This is a genomic window from Arthrobacter sp. SIMBA_036 (assembly GCF_046535135.1).
Lineage (GTDB): Bacteria > Actinomycetota > Actinomycetes > Actinomycetales > Micrococcaceae > Arthrobacter.
The window spans coordinates 60443-76773 of the sequence record NZ_JAWRXG010000013.1 but is presented as its reverse complement, the minus strand read 5'-3'; the positions used below and the strand labels follow the sequence as shown (position 1 = coordinate 76773).

Below are 16331 nucleotides of genomic sequence, written 5' to 3'. Positions count from 1 at the left end.
AGCCTGGGCTTCTTTCACTGCGCCGACATAGGCCACCAGCTTCGTGCCAAGCATGTCCGGTAGGTCGCGAACCCAGTTCAGGCTCAGGAAGCCTAGTGGAATCTTGCTGGGCTGCTGATCACCTTGTCACGTCCGGCGAGCACCCCCGTCGCGGCAAGGACCGCCATAACGCCCGCCGTGAGGAGCAGCGGAAGTTCCCAGTCTCCGCTTAGGTCGCGAAGGCCACCGAAGATGACTGGGCCCGCTGCACCTAGTCCGTAACCCACGGATTGCGCCATGCCCGATAGCGACGCTGCCTGCGGGTAATTCACGGTTCGCAGGCTGAAGAGAGACAGGGCGATGACAATGAGGCTCCCGCACCCGATTGCCCCCAGTAGGACCCACAGCAATATGAGGTCCGGCGCGAGTGCGAGCCCGAGAAACGTTACGAACGTGAGCGCGGCACTGGTGAAGGATACGAGCCCCTGGTCCGAACCCCGGTGAAGGATTCCCCCTGTGGCAAGGCTGGCAAAGACGCTGATGAGCAGAAAAACGGAAAGGTGGATGCCAGCGGTGGCAGCGGGGACACCGCGGCTTTGTTCGATGGTCGGGAGCCATGCCATCAGGACGTAAAAGGCGACCGATTGCAGTCCCATGAAGATCGTCACCTGCCAGCCCAAGGCGGAGGCCCAGGGCGACCGGTAGGAGGCGGGGTCCCTCGCGGTGCCACGCGTGGTGCTTATCCCATGCCGGCGCAGCCACGGCATGAGCACGGCCAAGGCGATGAGGGCCAGACCCACCCAAACCCCGAGGGCAAGCCGCCACCCTTCCGGCGACGTCTGTGCAACCGGAACGACGACGGCGGCCCCCACAGCGGCAAAGGCGGCTTGCGTGGCCGTATAAAATCCAGTGACCCGGCTGACCCTCGTCGGAAAATCACGCTTCACCAGTGAGGGGACCAAGACATTGAGAAACGCGATAGCCAGGCCGATCAGTGCCGTGCCCGCCCAAATGAAGCCGGGCACTGGTAAGGAGCGGAGCACGATGCCCAAGGCGAGGATCAACAGTGACTTCCACAGCGCACGGTCCAGACCCAAGCGGGAAGCGAAACGGGGCGCCACGGGCGAGAAGACCGCGAAAGCAATGAGCGGAAGACCCGTGAGGAATCCCGCTGCCGCGCTGGACAGGCCCAGGTCACTACTGATATTCGCGAGGATCGGTCCCACGCTGACAAAAGACACCCGAAGGTTAACGGCAATGAGCAGAACCCCGATGAAGGCAAAACCGATCCCGGCGGTGCGGCGCGCCGGCGCGTTCCGAGTAGCAGCGGGCATCGTAGGTTCTTCCCTCCTTCGGGAGCTAAGGAGCCTTCGCCGCCCGCTCTTCTCCAATTGCGAACCAGAGCAGGCTCTGACTAAGCGTTTCACTTCGTCGACAACTTACTCTACGGACATGCCGCGTGAGAGCTAAGTAACTGAGCAAGTTTATGGCCCCACTTAATGGCCCCACGAGGGCCACTGGTGCAAGGCCCGGTCCATTCAACACTCGGGCACGCTTCGCAAATCCCGTCCCTTCCCAAGACAGACAGATCCAGGCGTTCCTGGCCCGGCGTGAGCGGCCGGGTGCTGGCCCCCCGGGAGGACTTACAGCTTCTAGCGCCGGAACGACCGACCGAGCTAGCTCAATGCGCCGGCAGCGGTGTACCGAAAGCCTTCCTTGCCCACGATCACAGGATCAGCAAAGAGGCGGTCCACCAGTACCTGCGCTACGCCAAGCTGGGGTTAGCCCAACCCCCTCCCCCATCAGCGCGGCCGTCAGACCCTGGCCGAAGCGGCCGTAACCTCACGGAAGGGTGCTTATCGGCTTTTCAAGCCGTGGCAGAGGCGGCCTTCAAGAAGAGTTTCACCGCACGTAGGGTGGACGAAGGCGCCGTTGAAGGGTTCAAACCAGTCTTGAACTTTCTCGGGCGCCAGGCCCTGTTGCATGTTCAGCTCGACGTCGCCTTCGAATGTGTTGTTCCGGCAGGTGCCGTCCATCCCGATCGTGATGGCAGGTGTTAAATAAGAGATCGTCGAAGCATTGTTGAGCATTGGTTGATCTATGTCGCGTGCGCCGTCCATGCCCGGCGGGCGGCTCGGGGTGAGGCGGAGCCATCGACGAATGCCCCTTGAGATAGGGCGCGCCCTGCCCGACCGACATGTCCTGTTTACGGTTTTGAGTGGGTGGTGAGGAGGTGCTTCCAGAACCAGGCTGTTTTGTGACGGGGTGGGGTGGTGTTCATCTGACAGGATGGCTGAATGTGCGTAACCCGAGTACCGGTATTGAGCCCTGGTGACATGAGATGTGTTGGGTCGTCCCGGCCGGTGCGCCAGTGGTGAGGGTAGGTGAGCTGGCCAGGGACGCGGTGCTGTCCCGGAAGGGTTTGCCTATTCCCGGGCCAGGGCTCCGGATCGCCGTTCCGGTGCCCTCGGAGCGCCTGCAGAACCTGGTGGAGTTGGCCCGCACGGTGAGCGGCCAGCCCGTGACAGCGATTAACATCATCACCGAAGATTTGCAGTATCAGGTGGCAAGTGCCGGGATGGAACCGTACGTGTGCAGCCGCGAGGATTCCATGTGCGCGGTCGGTTTCCTGAACGGAACCTCCACGGTCCTGGAGGATGCATCGCTTGACCCCCGGTACAGCTCCAACCCGTTCGTCGACGGCCGCCGCGGTGCGGTCAGGTTCTACGCTTCTGTGCCGCTGGTCAGTGATGATGGGTTTGTCCTTGGCACGCTTTGCGCCGGGGCACGGGAAACCGGCAGGCTCAGCGACCGGCAACGTCAGGGCTTGGAGATCCTGGCAGCAGAAGTCGTTGAAGCCCTTACTCTGCAGCACCGGGCGGGGGAACTGGCCAGCGCGCTGACCGAAGCGCAGCGCAGCAACACCTTGCTTGCCGAGTTTGCCGGCCGTATCAGCCACGACCTCCGCAATCCCCTGACATCGATCCTCGGCTACGTCGAGCTTAGTCAGGCGGAGGCCCAGAACACTCCTGATGCGAAGATAGCCCAGTACCTGGACGTGGTGGCCGGTTCCGGGCAAAGGATGCTCGACATGGTCGAAGACGTCCTTGCTTATGCCACCGTCGGCGGAGATGTCCGGCCGGTCCCGCTTTCCCTTACGGCCCTGGTCGGTGAGGTGATTCAGGATCTGGACGCGAGCCTTGAGGCGAGCAGCGCTGTGGTGGAAGTTGATGATTTGAGCTTCAGTGCCGATCCCGTTCAGATGAGGGTCTTGCTGCAGAACCTGATTCATAACTCCGTCGCCTACTGCCGGCCCGGCGTTCCCCCGGTCATCCGGGTCACAGGCGAACGCAGAGACGGGGGTGTGGTCGTGCGGGTGATCGACAACGGGAAGGGAATCAGCGAAGCCGACCGCGAGCGGGTCCTGGACCCGCTGGTCCGTTTGCACAGGGAAGACGACCCGCCAGGAACCGGTCTGGGCTTGGCAACCTGTGCACGGATAGCGGCGGCCGCCGGCGGCCGCCTGGGTATCGGTCCGGCGTCCGGGCCCGGGACCGTAGTAACCATTCACCTGGGCAGCGACAGCTGATCACCGAACCGTGGGCAGGAAGCGGCGGAACAGTGAGGTAGGCGGTCCGCCCTCCGCTGCACCTGCGGCATCGAATGTCGGACATGCAGATGGGTACCATCAGCGCACTAGGTGTACTAACCCGGTTGGTTGGTGACACGGCTGGCAGGGGAGGCGCCTTTGAGCGCGGTGTGGGGCCTGCGTTGATTATAGTGTTCGATGAAGTCCGGGTAGCAGCCCTGGCGTTCGGTTTCTGAGGTGTAGGCCTGGGCGGAGACCCATTCCTCCAGAAGGATGCGGTTGAATCGTTCTACTTTCCATTGGTCTGGGGCCGGTAGGGTCTGGTGCGTTTGTGTCGGATACCTGCCTCCGTCAGCGTCTGGGCAAAGAGGCGAGACCGGTAGCAGGAGCCGTTATCGGTCAGTACCCGCTGTATCTTCACACCGTGCGCGGCGAACGCGGAGATCGCGTTACACATGAAGGCTGCGGCGGTTTCCTTGGTCTCATCGGCGAGGATCTCTGAGCAGACGTAGCGGGAGTGGTCATCGACGGCATGGTGGATGAACGTAAAACCACGGAGCAGACCCCTGTTCTTACGGGCGCCTTCAGCCAGGTTTCGGGCACGCGCGTTGGCCTCTCCCGCCACGCGGCCCAGGCTCCGGTGGCCCCCGCCCTGGGGATCCTGCCGAGCTTCTTCACATCAACGTGGATCATCTCCCCGGGCCTGGCGTACTCATAGCGACGGGCGCGCTCCTGGCGGATTCTGATCCCGGCGGAACGGTCCGTATAGCGCAGCGACGGGCAGTGGTAGCGGCGCAGGATCCGATGAATCCGAGGAGATGTTCAAGTGCAGGTGGTAGGCGATCCTGGCCGGCCCCCAACGCTTGGACGTCCGAAGGCCCACGACTCGATGCTCTATACGCACTGAACTGCGGTGGCGACAGCTCAGAGGTCGGCTGGGACGATCCAACATGCCGGCTTCCCCGAGTTCGACGTAACGTCTCGCCCAGCGGGCAGCTGTCGGCACGGAGACATTGAAGCGTTCCGCGGCGCGGCGCAACGGCAAGTGACCATCCGCCACGCACCGGGCCAGTTTCAGGCGACCGGCAAGGGCAAGGATCGCGTTAGAGTGGGACACAAGGACCTCCTGGATTGCGTGTTTGCTCTCGACAAGCACCACACAACACCCGGAGGTCCTCTTTATTGCGTCAATTCCAGTCCCGTGTCACCAACCAGCCGGGACATTACAACTAGGGAGCCCCAATCCGGGAGGCGCCGCAAGGTTTCCGGGTCGCTTAGTCGTTCTCCCATTGGAGGCCCAGGAGGCCGAAGGCGGTGAGCAGTGCCGGGCTATCGTGCCGCAGATCCTCGACCTCCACGTCCTGAATGTTGGGGGTGACAGCGGGGTCTTCCGGGCGTTCGAACACGGCCCAGAGCTGCAGGTCATCTCCGTGCCGGGACATGAACGTCACGCCATCGAAGTTCGTCGTCTCATAGAGCCACGAGGCAACCGCCTGGGTCAGGCGCCGCGGCCGTGCGTCCTTCAGCGCCGCAGCGTCAAAATCATCGAGTCCCAGGCTCAGTGCCAGGCCAATGAAGCGCGGGTGCAGGGCAGCGATAGTGCTGGAGGCTGTCACCGCGCAATACTGCCCGGAGAGTTCCGCCGAAGCTGTCGTGCGTTCATCAAGCCATTCCTTAGGAACGGTGCGCGGTGCGATGGTGGGATGCAGGACATTGTCCTCAGCGTCCTCGACGATGTCATCAAGTTCCAGGTTGAGCCTGGCGTCCTTGCGGAAATGCGCCAAAACTTCCAGCAGGCAGGCCAGCAGACTCGAGCCGGCGTAGATGGTGCGGAAGTTTCCGTGGAGATCGTCCCAGCGGCCTGGGAACCGGCCGTCGGTGGCCCATTCCCAGCCGCTCCATGCCCATGGTTCCGGGCGGAACCCGACACGCCAAACCCGTCCCACGGCTACGGCCGCGGCTAATTCATCAGCAACCACCCGGTCAGCCCGCCGCGGCAAAGGCACGGGCGGCGGCGAGGACCAGCGGGCCTGCGTCCTCGAGTTGGCCTTCACGGAGCAACCGCGCCGGAGGGGTGTCGTCCAGCTGCGGGTTCATCCCCTGGAACCAGGCCTGAACGACAGCCCGTGAATCGCGCTCCGCGAGCAGGGCAGCCACATGGTAGGCCGTCCGAAGCCGCTGCATGACCTCCGCGGAGGGCTTCCGTTCCCCATCCGCCCACTGCCGGACCGCGCGCGTTTCCTTCACGGAACCGATATAGGCGACGAGCTTCGCCCCCAACAGATCCCGCAAATCGCGCACCAGCTCCGGCTCGGGTAGCCGGATCGAGTCCTGATGGGCCTTTAGCCCGCCCCGGGCTCCTGTCACTGCAGTCATACTTCATTCTCACGCGCGCAACACCAAATATCAATGCCGCAAACACGAGCGAGATCACATGCTGGATCACAAGGCCGTGGGCTTAGTTGTTTTCCACCTTGCCTGCCGTGGCGGAGGACAATGTTTCCCAGCGCTTCTGGGCCCCTTGTCGGCTAATGCCAAACGCGCGCCCGATTTTGTCCCAGGAGACGCCCGCCGCCCTCGCGGCTGCGACGGCGTCGTCGAGTTGGGCTTCGAGGTCCTTCAGGCTCCGACTCAGGGTCCCGATGGTGTGCAGCGCCAGATCCGGGGCGATATGCCGGCGCCACACGTCCAGGAACAGCGGCTCCAGGTCCTCCCTGTCGCCTATATCGGCGGCGTCGGCGCTGGCCGGCGGACCGGCGTAGATGCGTCCTGCGGCGACGTCCTCCTCGGCCGGATCCCAGACCCGCGTCCACAACGGGTCCAGGATGACATGTTGCCGGAACGGGACACAGCTGCAGGCGACCCTCCAGCCAACCACCTGCGACGGTGGCCGCCACGCGTCGGTGCTTGGATCAGTCTCGTGCCCGACCGGCCGGCCGTCGGGCGTCATCAGGTTGATCTCCATCCATCTACCACCGGACCCGTACATGCCATCGGCGAAGACGCAGACGACATAGCCTTCATGCTCGCTGCCCTCGGTAAACCAGCCCATCGCGCTTCCGTTCATCAGCCATCAATTGCTACAGTGACAGTATGAGCGATGACAACTGTTGTTGACAAGCAGATTGGCTATAGCAACTTTACTTGTCATAATCGCGGTTATCGGCTCTTAACCCACGGGAGTAGAAGTAGCTGCGAATACTCCCGTGCATAGACAAACCTGACGTTGCCGCGGGTCAGAGGCACTTTGTCTGGCTTGGAGTCTTCGCCGGTTACATCCGGATCTGCTGCGCCGAACCTTGGTGCCATGGGTTTCCTGCATCTAATGCATATTTCTACGGGTTGCTGTTACTGCCATCGAGCTTGGCGGGCGGATGCTCCAAAACTTTGTCAGCGACAAACTTTTGTCGGCGCTAAAAGGCCGCTCGTGAACGGTCCTCATAAACGGTGCAACCGCAAGCAACATCCGCGGCAGTTTCGACAGTGAATTCTCCTGGTCCGACTCGGGTCACTCTGATGCCATGGTTCAGCGCAAGGGCATCGGGGATCGTTCTGCCGACAGCCGAGTTTAGAAGATCGTCACTCCGGGAGGCGTCCGTTGTTGCGACGCGGTGGATCGTTCTAGGGGACTGAATCATTTTGCTCATTCTCATTTTTTGCCGAAGGTTGAGTGCCGTCATGCGGCAAGCCCAGGGTGCTATTCCCGGCTCCTGAACACCCGTTCATGCCAGTTCAGGTTAGTAATAAGGGGACCGGCGCAAAGAGGCTAATGAGCAAGAGTCGGGCTTGTTTAGCCTCTTGTGGACTTCGCCAATCCGGCTGCGCGAGCAGCAACTCCTGCATCATTGCAATAGCCAAGTCCGATTCGCTTACGGCAGAGCAGGCCCAGAAGCTTCCCCTCATCATCCACTACTGCAAGTCGGCGGCGGCCTGTTGACTGCAGAGCTGCGCTGGCAGCATCAAGAGATCGTTGCGGCTCTACTGTTCTGCCAAGGATCGTCCCAAAAAAACTTGCCTTTGCGCTACCCGCGGCCTCCGCAGGAATATCGGAACGCTCCAAAGTTGTTAGGAGCCGCCCGTTGAGATCCACGATGAGCGCCAAATGAACGTGGTCATCAGCGAAGAACCTACGGACTTCTTCGACGCTGCTGTCCTCCGATAGGGTCTTCGGGCAGGTAATCATGGCGTCTTTGACACAGCGCGGATCGAGGGTTTCAAGCATGTGGGCGTCCAACTAGTCGAATAGGTGCTTGGCCTGTCCCAGGCTGAAGGAACCGACTCATGAGCATGTTGCCCAAGGAATTGAGCTTCACTCGGGCCAAGTCCAGGAACTCGCAACGCCTTCGTCGTGTGAGCGGAGGAGCTCCGAGTACATCACCGGATCTACGACGGACTGGTCAGCCATGACCTCGAAGCCGTTGCCCTCAAAGAAGTCCACCTCGAAGGTGAGGCAGAAAACACGGGCAACACCGAACCCGCGGGCCTCGTCCAACAGACTCTCCATCAGCGCGTGCCCCACGCCCTGTCCGCGCCAGTCGTTGGAAGCAGCCAAGGTGCGGACCTCTGCCAGATCCTCCCACATGACATGCAGGGCTCCACAGCCGACTACCTCGTCCTGACTGGACTCCGCGATTGGGAAGTCCCGCAGGCTTTCATAGTAAGCCACCGTCTCCTTCGCCATCGAAATCCGTTGCTCCGCCAGTGGGGCAACTAACTTTTTGATGGCGGGCACGTCGCTGGTGCGGGCAGGCCGGAGGCGGAAGGACTCTGTCACAGGCCAATCCTATGGGCACCACCCTACTAGTTTCGGCGATCTGTACAGCCAGAAGCACCCCTTTTGACGAACTGTACGGTGACACGTCTAAGACGTCTCCCTAATATCGGAGCACAACTGTGCGTCTATTCTGCATGAGCTAATTCGCGCTGTTTAAGGCGTCCGCAGCGTCGGCGCGTACAGGTTCCTAGCCTTCTCGCTCTCTCCTTGAGAGACTTCTGGCCCGTTTACCGCAGGCGGACGCTACGTATCAAAAGCAATACCGGCCAGGGGTGTTGCGCATAGAAAGGTAGACAGTGAAGTTCGGTAAGCAGCCCGCCCCCGTCGCAGATATCAACGAAGACGACCTCGAAGTTCACAAGCCGAAAACCGAGGCGGCCGGGGTAAAGGCCGTGATGGTGGCGCTGGAACGCGCTGTGGCGCAGGCCGGCGTGGCCAGGACCGCGCAGTCGTTGCTGCGGTTGAACCAGCGGGGCGGCTTTGACTGCCCGGGCTGTGCGTGGCCGGAGTCGGACAAGAAACGCAAGGCGGCCGAGTTCTGCGAGAACGGCGCCAAGGCCGTGGCCGAGGAAAGCACCCTCCGCACGGTCGGTGCCGAGTTCTGGGCCAAGCACTCCATTACCGAACTGTCCACCAAGACCGAGTACTGGCTGGGGAACCAGGGCAGGCTCAGCGAACCCGTGGTGATCCGCGCAGGGGAAACCCACTACTCACCGATTTCCTGGTCCGACGCGTTCGAACTGATCGGCGAACACGTCCGGGCCACCACGGCTGACCGGTGCGTTTTCTACACCTCAGGGCGAACTGCGAACGAGACAGCCTTTATGTACCAGCTGTACGCCCGGGCACTGGGCACCAACAACCTGCCGGACTGCTCCAACATGTGCCACGAGTCCTCCGGCTCGGCGCTGAACCCAACCATCGGCATCGGCAAAGGCACCGTCTCCCTGGATGACATCCACGACGCCGAACTGATTTTTGTGGTGGGCCAGAACCCCGGCACCAACCACCCCCGCATGCTGTCCGCGCTGAAGGAATGCAAGGACAAGGGAGGCAAAGTTGTGGCCGTCAACCCGCTGCCTGAGGCCGGGCTGTTCAATTTCAAGGACCCGCAGACCGTCTCCGGCGTCGTCGGCGGCGGCACCCCCCTGGCCGATGAATACCTGCAGATCAAGGTCGGCGGGGACCTCGCCCTGTTCCAGGCCCTGGGCCACCTGCTCCTGGTCGAGGAGGAACGGAACCCGGGGACCGTCGTAGACCGTTCCTTCATCACCACCCAGACCGATGGGTTCGACGCCTACCGCCAAGCCCGCGCCACGCTGGACTGGGCCGAAACCGAGAAAGCCACCGGCCTGACCCGGGCCCAGATCGAAACAGTCGCCGGCATGCTCATAAGGTCCAAGGCATCCATCTTCTGCTGGGCCCTCGGCGTGACGCAGCAGCCGCACTCGGTGGACACCATCAAGGAAATGGTCAACGTCCTGCTCCTGCAGGGCAACTTCGGCAAGCCCGGCGCGGGCGCCTGCCCGGTCCGCGGGCACTCCAACGTCCAAGGCGACCGGACGATGGGCATCTGGGAAAAACCCAACGAATGGCTCCTGGAGGCCCTCGACACCGAGTTCGGGATCACCTCCCCGCGGCACCACGGCCACGACGCCGTCGAAGCCATGGAAGCGTTCGACAGCGACGAGGTGGACGTGTTCGTCTCAATGGGCGGCAACTTCTCACTGGCCTGCTCCGACACCGCAACCCTCGAAGCCGGGATGCAGCGGATCGGCTTGACCGTGCACATCAGCACCAAACCGAACCGCTCCCACATCGTCCACGGCCGCACGTCGCTGATCCTGCCCACCCTGGGCCGGACGGACAAGGACGACAAGCACCCCAAGGGCGCCCAGTTCCTCTCCGTGGAGGACTCCATGTCCGTGGTCCACTCAACCCAGGGCCGGCTCACCCCCGTGTCTGAGCACCTGCTAGCCGAGCCCGTCATCGTGGCTCGCATGGCCGAGGCCACCTTCGGCCCCGACCACCCGGTGGATTGGAAAGCCATGGCAGAGGACTACGACGTGATCCGGGACCACATCGAACGCGTCCTGCCAGGATTCGAGGACTTTAACACGCGGGTCCGGACCAAGAACGGGTTCGTACTGCCCAACCCGCCGCGCGACACCCGCTCCTTCAAGACGGACATTGGCCGCGGCCGTTTCACTGTCAGCCCGTTGGAATACCTCACGCCGCCCGACGGTCACCTGGTGCTCCAGACCATCCGCAGCCACGACCAGTACAACACCACCTACTACGGGCTGGATGACCGCTACCGTGGCATCTCCGGCGGTCGGCGTGTGATCCTCATCCACCCCGAAGATCTGGCCGAGCTCGGCTTCAAGGACCGCGACCTCGTGGACGTGGTCAGCACCTTCCGAGGGCACGACCGGACAGCGGACAAGTTCCGCCTGGTGGCCTACCCCACCGCGAAGGGCTGCGCCGCCGCATATTTCCCCGAAGCCAACGCTCTGGTCCACAAAGAAAACGTGGCCCGGGAGTCCAACACCCCCGGCTTCAAAGCCATGTTCGTCCGCTTCATCCCCCACAACGACGAATCCGCAGAGGCGACGGAACCGGCGCTCTCGGGTAGTTACATCTGACTCTTCCGAGGACAGAAAGTCGGGGAGCTCTGGCCGTGGTCGCCGTGTAACTGTCGCTGCGAGGGTGGTCTCTCTAGTTCGGGGCAAGGGGAGGTGGGCAAGGATCGCAAATCCGGTGCTGCGACAGTAGCTTTCCTTCCCTTAATTGGTGCTGCAGCTAGTGCGGTCCTGGATGTCCGCGGGCGGCACCGGACGCGTTTTTGGCCGCGGAAGCCTGGGGGTATACGCCGATTTGATGAAGTGTTCTCTTTCAGCGGGGGTTGTAGCCGCTCCAGCGATGGTCCACGCCAGTGCAGTAGCTGCCTCAAACATCACCCGGTATGCCTCAGGTGAATCGGCAAATGCTACGAACCCGTGTGAGTGGATGGGTACGTTCGCACCGGGAATGCTCAGCCAGGGGTGCAGGACGGGGATTACTTGGGAGACATTGCCCATATCAGTTGAGCCTCCGCTCATGCCGGCCGAGCTGGTTGTGTCTTTACCGAACGTGTGCATGGCGTCCGTCCAGTGCGCTGCCAGGGCGTTGTCTTGGAGTAACGGCTCGTATGCCGGTTCGGTCGGCTCAACAGCCAGCGTTGTTCCAGTTGCCAGGGCGGCGCCCTCGAAACAGGCGAGGACGCGCTCAAGCAGGGCTTCATATTCCCGGAGGGTGAACGCCCGGCACTCAAACTCAACTACCGCCCGTTCCGGGATGATATTCGTGGCGTGTCCGGCCTCGGCTACGTACAGAGCTATGCGGTGGTCGCCCGGGATTTGCTGGCGCAATAACCCCACTGCGACTTGGCTCAGTACAGCCGCATCTGCCGCATTCACGCCTAGATGGGGGGCTGCTGCTGCATGGGCGGCCTTCCCAATGAACGTCGCCCTGTACCTGCCCATCGCTTGGGCGCTGGTACCGGCCGGGTTGTAGGTCACTCCGTCTTGGACAGGGTGGACCATCAGGGCAAGGCAGATACCGTCAAACACTCCCCGTTCCAGCAGAAGCGCCTTGCCGCCACCGCTTTCCTCAGCAGGGGTTCCAATGGCTTTCAGCGTGATGCCCAGCTCATCTACATGCGGTTGCAAGGCAAGGGCGGCGGCGACCGAGGCACCAGCAATCAGGTTGTGCCCACATGCGTGTCCGATGTTTGGTAGCGCGTCGTATTCCACGCAGAGTGCCACCTTCAGCTCGCCGCTCCCAGCGGTGGCTGTAAAAGCTGTAGGAAGGCCACCAGTGCCTCGCTCAACCTCGAAACCGCCTTCAGCCAGGAGCGCCGCAGCGGCCTCTGAGGAACGGACCTCCTCGAACGCCACTTCGGGGTTGGAATGGATTTCGTGGGCCATGGCCTGGACAGGTAGCTTCCACTCCTTGACTCCCTCTGCAAGGGTGGTGTGCAGACTTGCCATAACGGTGCTTTGCCTTCCTGTTTTCCGTGAGTATCGTCCGCCTAGCAAGACATTTGAAGAGTTGGGCCGACCGCCTTTGAACGGTCCTAATCATCCGACCACTCATTAGATACCCTGAAGTGGCGGCCACCGTGGCGTATGCCCATAAGAGCAGTGCGGCGGTTCATGCGTTAGTGATGGAAGAGCTCCTTACGCAAAGCAAAGTCGCTGCTCCGTCGTTCAACTATCCCTCGGGGAAACCCGGACCTCTAGGAGGATCATCGGTAGCCGCCGCGCAAGAAGGGTCATTTCCGATCTGGCAGGAAGAAACCTTGAGGCTAATCAAGCCACCCCTCGGTTGCAGGCGTCAGGGAAAATTCAGTTAGGTGGTGCGGACCAGTGAGCGGCTCAATTCGGAGCCGAGAAAGTTTTAAGAATGAGATCCGCCATCCCTCGGCCGTCCGGACGTACTCCTCTTCATAGTGGCCGTAGCCCCTGATCCCCCACATACCCGGCACATGAAAGCCCTGCTCTTCGCGCGACTCGGGCTCCCAAGTCAGCTGGTCAAACATGCTCCAAATCCCCCGAATCGAGTTATTGGATCGAGCCTCAAGTTGGGGCATGAAACCCTGATGTATGGATACCACGCCCGACATGTAGGCGGTTACGGCATTGACGAAGGCGTCAGGGCCGGCTGGAGAGAAACTGAAGCCCAAAATTTCAGCCCTGTCGGAGAAAAGCGTCCGGAGGTCTGACCAACGCTTAAGGTCGATATAGCGAAAATACCGAGCCTTTAATCTGCGCACGTCCTCGTAGTCGTCAAAGGATATTTCGGGCCATCTAGTCGGTGCCATGAAGGGACTCTACCCGTGGCATGGAGAGCGAAAATCGACTGTTTCGGCGATCAGTACAGAAAAATGCAGAAGTCTTGACGAACCGTACGGTGCCTCGTGCTTATGACCTCCTTAAGATCATGGGACAGCCTGATTCTCCCCAGAAGAATTCGACGTTCAGGCAGTCACAGTCAGGGCCACGCTGAAAGAAGGGGCAATCATGCAGCTCCAGATCAACCGTTCAAACCGCTTGACCATCATTGCAAAGACTGGGCATCACGCCCCTTCCAGCGGTTGGTGGCGGTCTGAGAATGACCCCATGCCAATCCGTTACCTTCAGCAGGGAGAAATCATGCCGGCGCTCCGGGGTTCACAGACGGTATGGACGCTCCTCCGGGAATTGGCCCCATCCCTAAAAAATGCTTCCCGGAACACAGACTCCTGACGCGATAACGCACTTCCCATTTTGGACTATTCTATTTAGAGAAAAGAAAAGATCATGAAAAGCAGGACTCTTGTAAAGAGCAAGAACACCCCCCGGCGCCGCGGATCAACCGAAGAAGCACCCGGTACTTCCGCTTTGGTTGGCGGTGTGCAGCAGTCCGGGTGGGCAAGCTCCCCCGGGAAGCAAGAGCACGATCGGCGGAGTGAAACGACACACCGCGCTGCCGCACACGGCAGCCAGAGCCGCTAGCAGAGCTTCCTCGGGTTCTTCCGAGGCCTCACTTTGCGCCGTCGCTCCCGCGTCCGGCAAAGGACCTTGGGGGCCTGCCAACTCAGTTCCGTCGCCGTCGTCGTCGTCATCTACAGCGCTGACGGTGCGCCGCGCTCGTGCGGGCCCCACAGGACCAAGGCTCCCTGGTGAGTCCCACCATCGGTGCCGGGCTTAGTTAGGTACGACCCCCTGCTGGGCCTCAGCCAGGCGACTGCTGCTGGGGCCACTCTAAAGCGTGCGTGCAGGCAGGCTTTCATGACCGTCATGTCCGGAGAACGCGGACAATAATTCTACGATTGCACCAATCAGACGATCAGTTCATAGGGGTCCCGGAGGCGAGCTGGCTACCAGATGTATCACCGGTGCGCATGACCTCATGGCACCACCGTATTGGCACACTGGTCCGGTGCTGAACGGGAAGAAGGTACCGTTCATCACCACCGCGGGAAGTCGCCTCTTTATGCGCCGCGCTGCGAGGTATGGGGGCAGAAAGACCGCGGCTATGATAAATCGAAGGAACGATTCCACAAGCCTGCGGATCGCGCGGTAAGTCCGCGAGCCATATCTGCTGTGGCAGGTGGTGCCGCTGATGCCACAGCGAGAGCCAAAAGAAAGCCCGATGGGACGGCCGTGCTGGCCCGACGCATAGGCCCGCAAGGCGAGTCTTCCAAAGACGGGCCCCTCGGCCGGACGTTCTGCCTGTCCGCGACGAGCGACCCGAATCCAGCCAAGAGACTTTCGACGCCCAGGAGCCACCAGGAATGAGGAGCCAGCAACCGGGAACCCGGCCCTATCATCACGCCGGTGACAAGCATGCCGGCTGCGGGCAGCTGGTGTGAACAACTCGAAACCGTGAAGTGTTCGAATGTGATTTTTCACGTGAACCCTGCACCATTTCACCGGGAACGCTGTCCCTCGGCCAACTGCTGTTGGATCCCTCCGCCCTAGACCCAAAGTTCGTAGCCATCATCTTTATGGAAATACTCCCTGCGATCAGTGGCGTCTGCGCCCAACCACAGGCCTGAACCGTCCGGCATTTCTTCTTCCACTATCCCCCGGCGGACAACGCGGGTGTTGTCGCGGATTTCTACGATATCCCCTACATGGCTCTGCCAAACTACGGTCCGCCGGAGGTGTGTGTCGGTGTTCCATTGCTCGAACATCAGCGTTCCAGGAGCAGGGCGTCGCCTTGGCCCCCGCCTCCACATAGTGCAACCGCGGCCCTGCCCGTCTCCCGGCGGATGAGTTCGTGCACTGCCGTGACTACCAACCTGGCACCTGAAGCACCAATTGGGTGCCCAATGGCAATGGCGCCACCATGTATGTTGATCCGGTCATCGGGCAGACCAAGTAGTTCAGCGGAATGGGCTGCAACTGAAGCGAAGGCCTCGTTGATCTCAACTATGTCGAGTTCTTCGGCTGTCCAGCCTTCGCGCTCCAAGGCCGTTCGGATGGCTCTAGCGGGCTTATCGGGAAGGGACGTGTCAGGACCGGCGATTTGGCCGTGGGCCCGCAGCCCTGCGATGACGTCCCACCCATGCCTCTGAGCAGTGTCCCGGGTGGTCAGCACGACTGCCGCGGCGCCATCGGTCAAGGGGGAAGCGTTGCCCGCTGTGACCGTCCCATCCGGGGAGAAGGCGGGGCGCAGCCGGGCCAGGGACTCTTGTGAAGCGTCGGGACGGATGCCTTCGTCCAGGCTTACTTCGCGGACGCCCTTTCGGGTGGGAACCTTCACAGGGATGATTTCCTGGGCCCACACTCCTGATTCCTGCGCCGCCGCTGCCCGTAGATGGGAGTTAACGGCTACCGCGTCCTGTGATGCCCGTGAAATCCTCAGTGCCGAGTTCGCACGGTCAGTAGCCAAGCCCATGGCCTCGTGGTCGAACGCGTCGGCCAAGCCGTCGTGGGCGGCTGCATCCACCAGGGTGAGCGCCCCGTAGGCATTCCCCGTCCGGGTTCCTGCGACGAGGCGGGGGGCTTGGCTCATCGACTCTTGGCCGCCGGCGACGACTACGGTTGCGTCACCGAGGCGCAGCATTCGGGCGGCCTCGATGATGGCCGACAGTCCCGAGAGGCACACTTTGTTCACTGTGACCGCCGGTGCACTCAGAGGAATTCCCGCAGCGACTGCGCTTTGCCGGGCGGGATTTTGACCGGCCCCTGCCTGGAGTACTTGTCCCATGATGACGACATCGACAATGTCTGCCGGGACATCGGCCTGTGCAAGGGCACCAGCGATAGCTGCCCCGCCCAGTTCAACTGCGGAAAGTGGTGCCAGTTGGCCCAGCAGGCGTCCGTGGGCGGTGCGGGCTGCGCCCACAATAACGACGTCCATTGGATCGGCCGATCGGAAGGCAGTCTCTGTTTTCAATCGATGCTCCGGGTTTTGATGGTGGAGACGGCCGGAAGTAACTTCGGGTGGCCGTTCTTC

General features: G+C 61.8%; 13 protein-coding genes and 2 pseudogenes. 2 read left to right on the top strand and 13 right to left on the bottom strand.

Annotated features, from left to right (window positions below; all coding sequences use genetic code 11):
- Nucleotides 1-92 precede the first annotated feature (92 nt).
- Together SB659_RS17035 and SB659_RS17030 are read right to left on the bottom strand one after the other, a co-directional pair.
- Nucleotides 93-1313 (bottom strand): MFS transporter, encoded by a 1221-nt coding sequence (locus SB659_RS17035; protein ID WP_410551181.1) that lies wholly within the window; start codon nt 1311-1313, stop codon nt 93-95.
- A 522-nt stretch (nt 1314-1835) separates the two neighbouring features.
- Nucleotides 1836-2069 carry a hypothetical protein gene (locus SB659_RS17030; RefSeq protein WP_284976780.1) on the bottom strand — a complete coding sequence of 78 codons (234 nt, stop codon included), beginning with the start codon at nt 2067-2069 and terminating at the stop codon, nt 1836-1838.
- Between the two features lie 284 nt (nt 2070-2353).
- Between SB659_RS17030 and SB659_RS17025 the strand changes: the two genes are divergently transcribed.
- Nucleotides 2354-3568, top strand: a complete 1215-nt coding sequence (locus tag SB659_RS17025) for a sensor histidine kinase (protein ID WP_410551180.1) — start codon at nt 2354-2356, stop codon at nt 3566-3568.
- 116 nt (nt 3569-3684) lie between these two features.
- On the opposite strand, the pseudogene SB659_RS17020 reads toward SB659_RS17025, so the two are convergent.
- The 6 genes and pseudogenes from SB659_RS17020 to SB659_RS16995 all read right to left on the bottom strand — a co-directional run bounded on the left by SB659_RS17020 (nt 3685) and on the right by SB659_RS16995 (nt 8342).
- Nucleotides 3685-4685 (bottom strand): annotated as a pseudogene (locus tag SB659_RS17020) (IS481 family transposase).
- 157 nt (nt 4686-4842) lie between these two features.
- The gene (locus SB659_RS17015) at nt 4843-5547 is read right to left on the bottom strand and encodes an RES domain-containing protein (protein WP_410551179.1); all 705 of its coding nucleotides are present in this window, start codon (nt 5545-5547) and stop codon (nt 4843-4845) included.
- Between the two features lie 4 nt (nt 5548-5551).
- Nucleotides 5552-5944 (bottom strand): hypothetical protein, encoded by a 393-nt coding sequence (locus SB659_RS17010; protein WP_410551178.1) that lies wholly within the window; start codon nt 5942-5944, stop codon nt 5552-5554.
- An 82-nt stretch (nt 5945-6026) separates the two neighbouring features.
- Nucleotides 6027-6635 (bottom strand): hypothetical protein, encoded by a 609-nt coding sequence (locus SB659_RS17005; protein WP_410551177.1) that lies wholly within the window; start codon nt 6633-6635, stop codon nt 6027-6029.
- Nucleotides 6636-7358: 723 nt separating this feature from the next.
- Nucleotides 7359-7790 carry an HPP family protein gene (locus SB659_RS17000; RefSeq protein ID WP_410551176.1) on the bottom strand — a complete coding sequence of 144 codons (432 nt, stop codon included), beginning with the start codon at nt 7788-7790 and terminating at the stop codon, nt 7359-7361.
- Nucleotides 7783-8342: pseudogene (locus SB659_RS16995) on the bottom strand (amino-acid N-acetyltransferase). The gene SB659_RS17000 and the pseudogene SB659_RS16995 overlap by 8 nt, the downstream one beginning before the upstream one ends.
- Nucleotides 8343-8638: 296 nt before the next feature.
- On the opposite strand from SB659_RS16995, the gene SB659_RS16990 reads away from it, so the two are divergent.
- A complete protein-coding gene (locus SB659_RS16990; protein WP_410551175.1) occupies nt 8639-10987 on the top strand; it encodes an FdhF/YdeP family oxidoreductase in 2349 nt (782 codons plus the stop codon).
- Between the two features lie 141 nt (nt 10988-11128).
- On the opposite strand, the gene SB659_RS16985 is transcribed toward SB659_RS16990, so the two are convergent.
- From SB659_RS16985 to SB659_RS16965, 5 genes are all read right to left on the bottom strand, one after another.
- Nucleotides 11129-12373 (bottom strand): amidohydrolase, encoded by a 1245-nt coding sequence (locus SB659_RS16985; RefSeq protein ID WP_410551174.1) that lies wholly within the window; start codon nt 12371-12373, stop codon nt 11129-11131.
- A 317-nt stretch (nt 12374-12690) separates the two neighbouring features.
- Nucleotides 12691-13206, bottom strand: a complete 516-nt coding sequence (locus SB659_RS16980) for a nuclear transport factor 2 family protein (protein WP_410551173.1) — start codon at nt 13204-13206, stop codon at nt 12691-12693.
- Between the two features lie 529 nt (nt 13207-13735).
- Complete coding sequence (locus tag SB659_RS16975) at nt 13736-14029, bottom strand: hypothetical protein (RefSeq protein ID WP_410551172.1); 294 nt, start codon at nt 14027-14029, stop codon at nt 13736-13738.
- A gap of 815 nt (nt 14030-14844) precedes the next feature.
- Nucleotides 14845-15063: a hypothetical protein gene (locus tag SB659_RS16970; RefSeq protein WP_410551171.1), complete on the bottom strand. Its 219-nt coding sequence runs from the start codon at nt 15061-15063 to the stop codon at nt 14845-14847.
- Nucleotides 15063-16235, bottom strand: coding sequence for an acetyl-CoA C-acyltransferase (locus tag SB659_RS16965; RefSeq protein WP_410551204.1), 1173 nt, complete (start codon nt 16233-16235; stop codon nt 15063-15065). The genes SB659_RS16970 and SB659_RS16965 overlap by 1 nt, the downstream gene beginning before the upstream one ends.
- Nucleotides 16236-16331 lie beyond the last annotated feature (96 nt).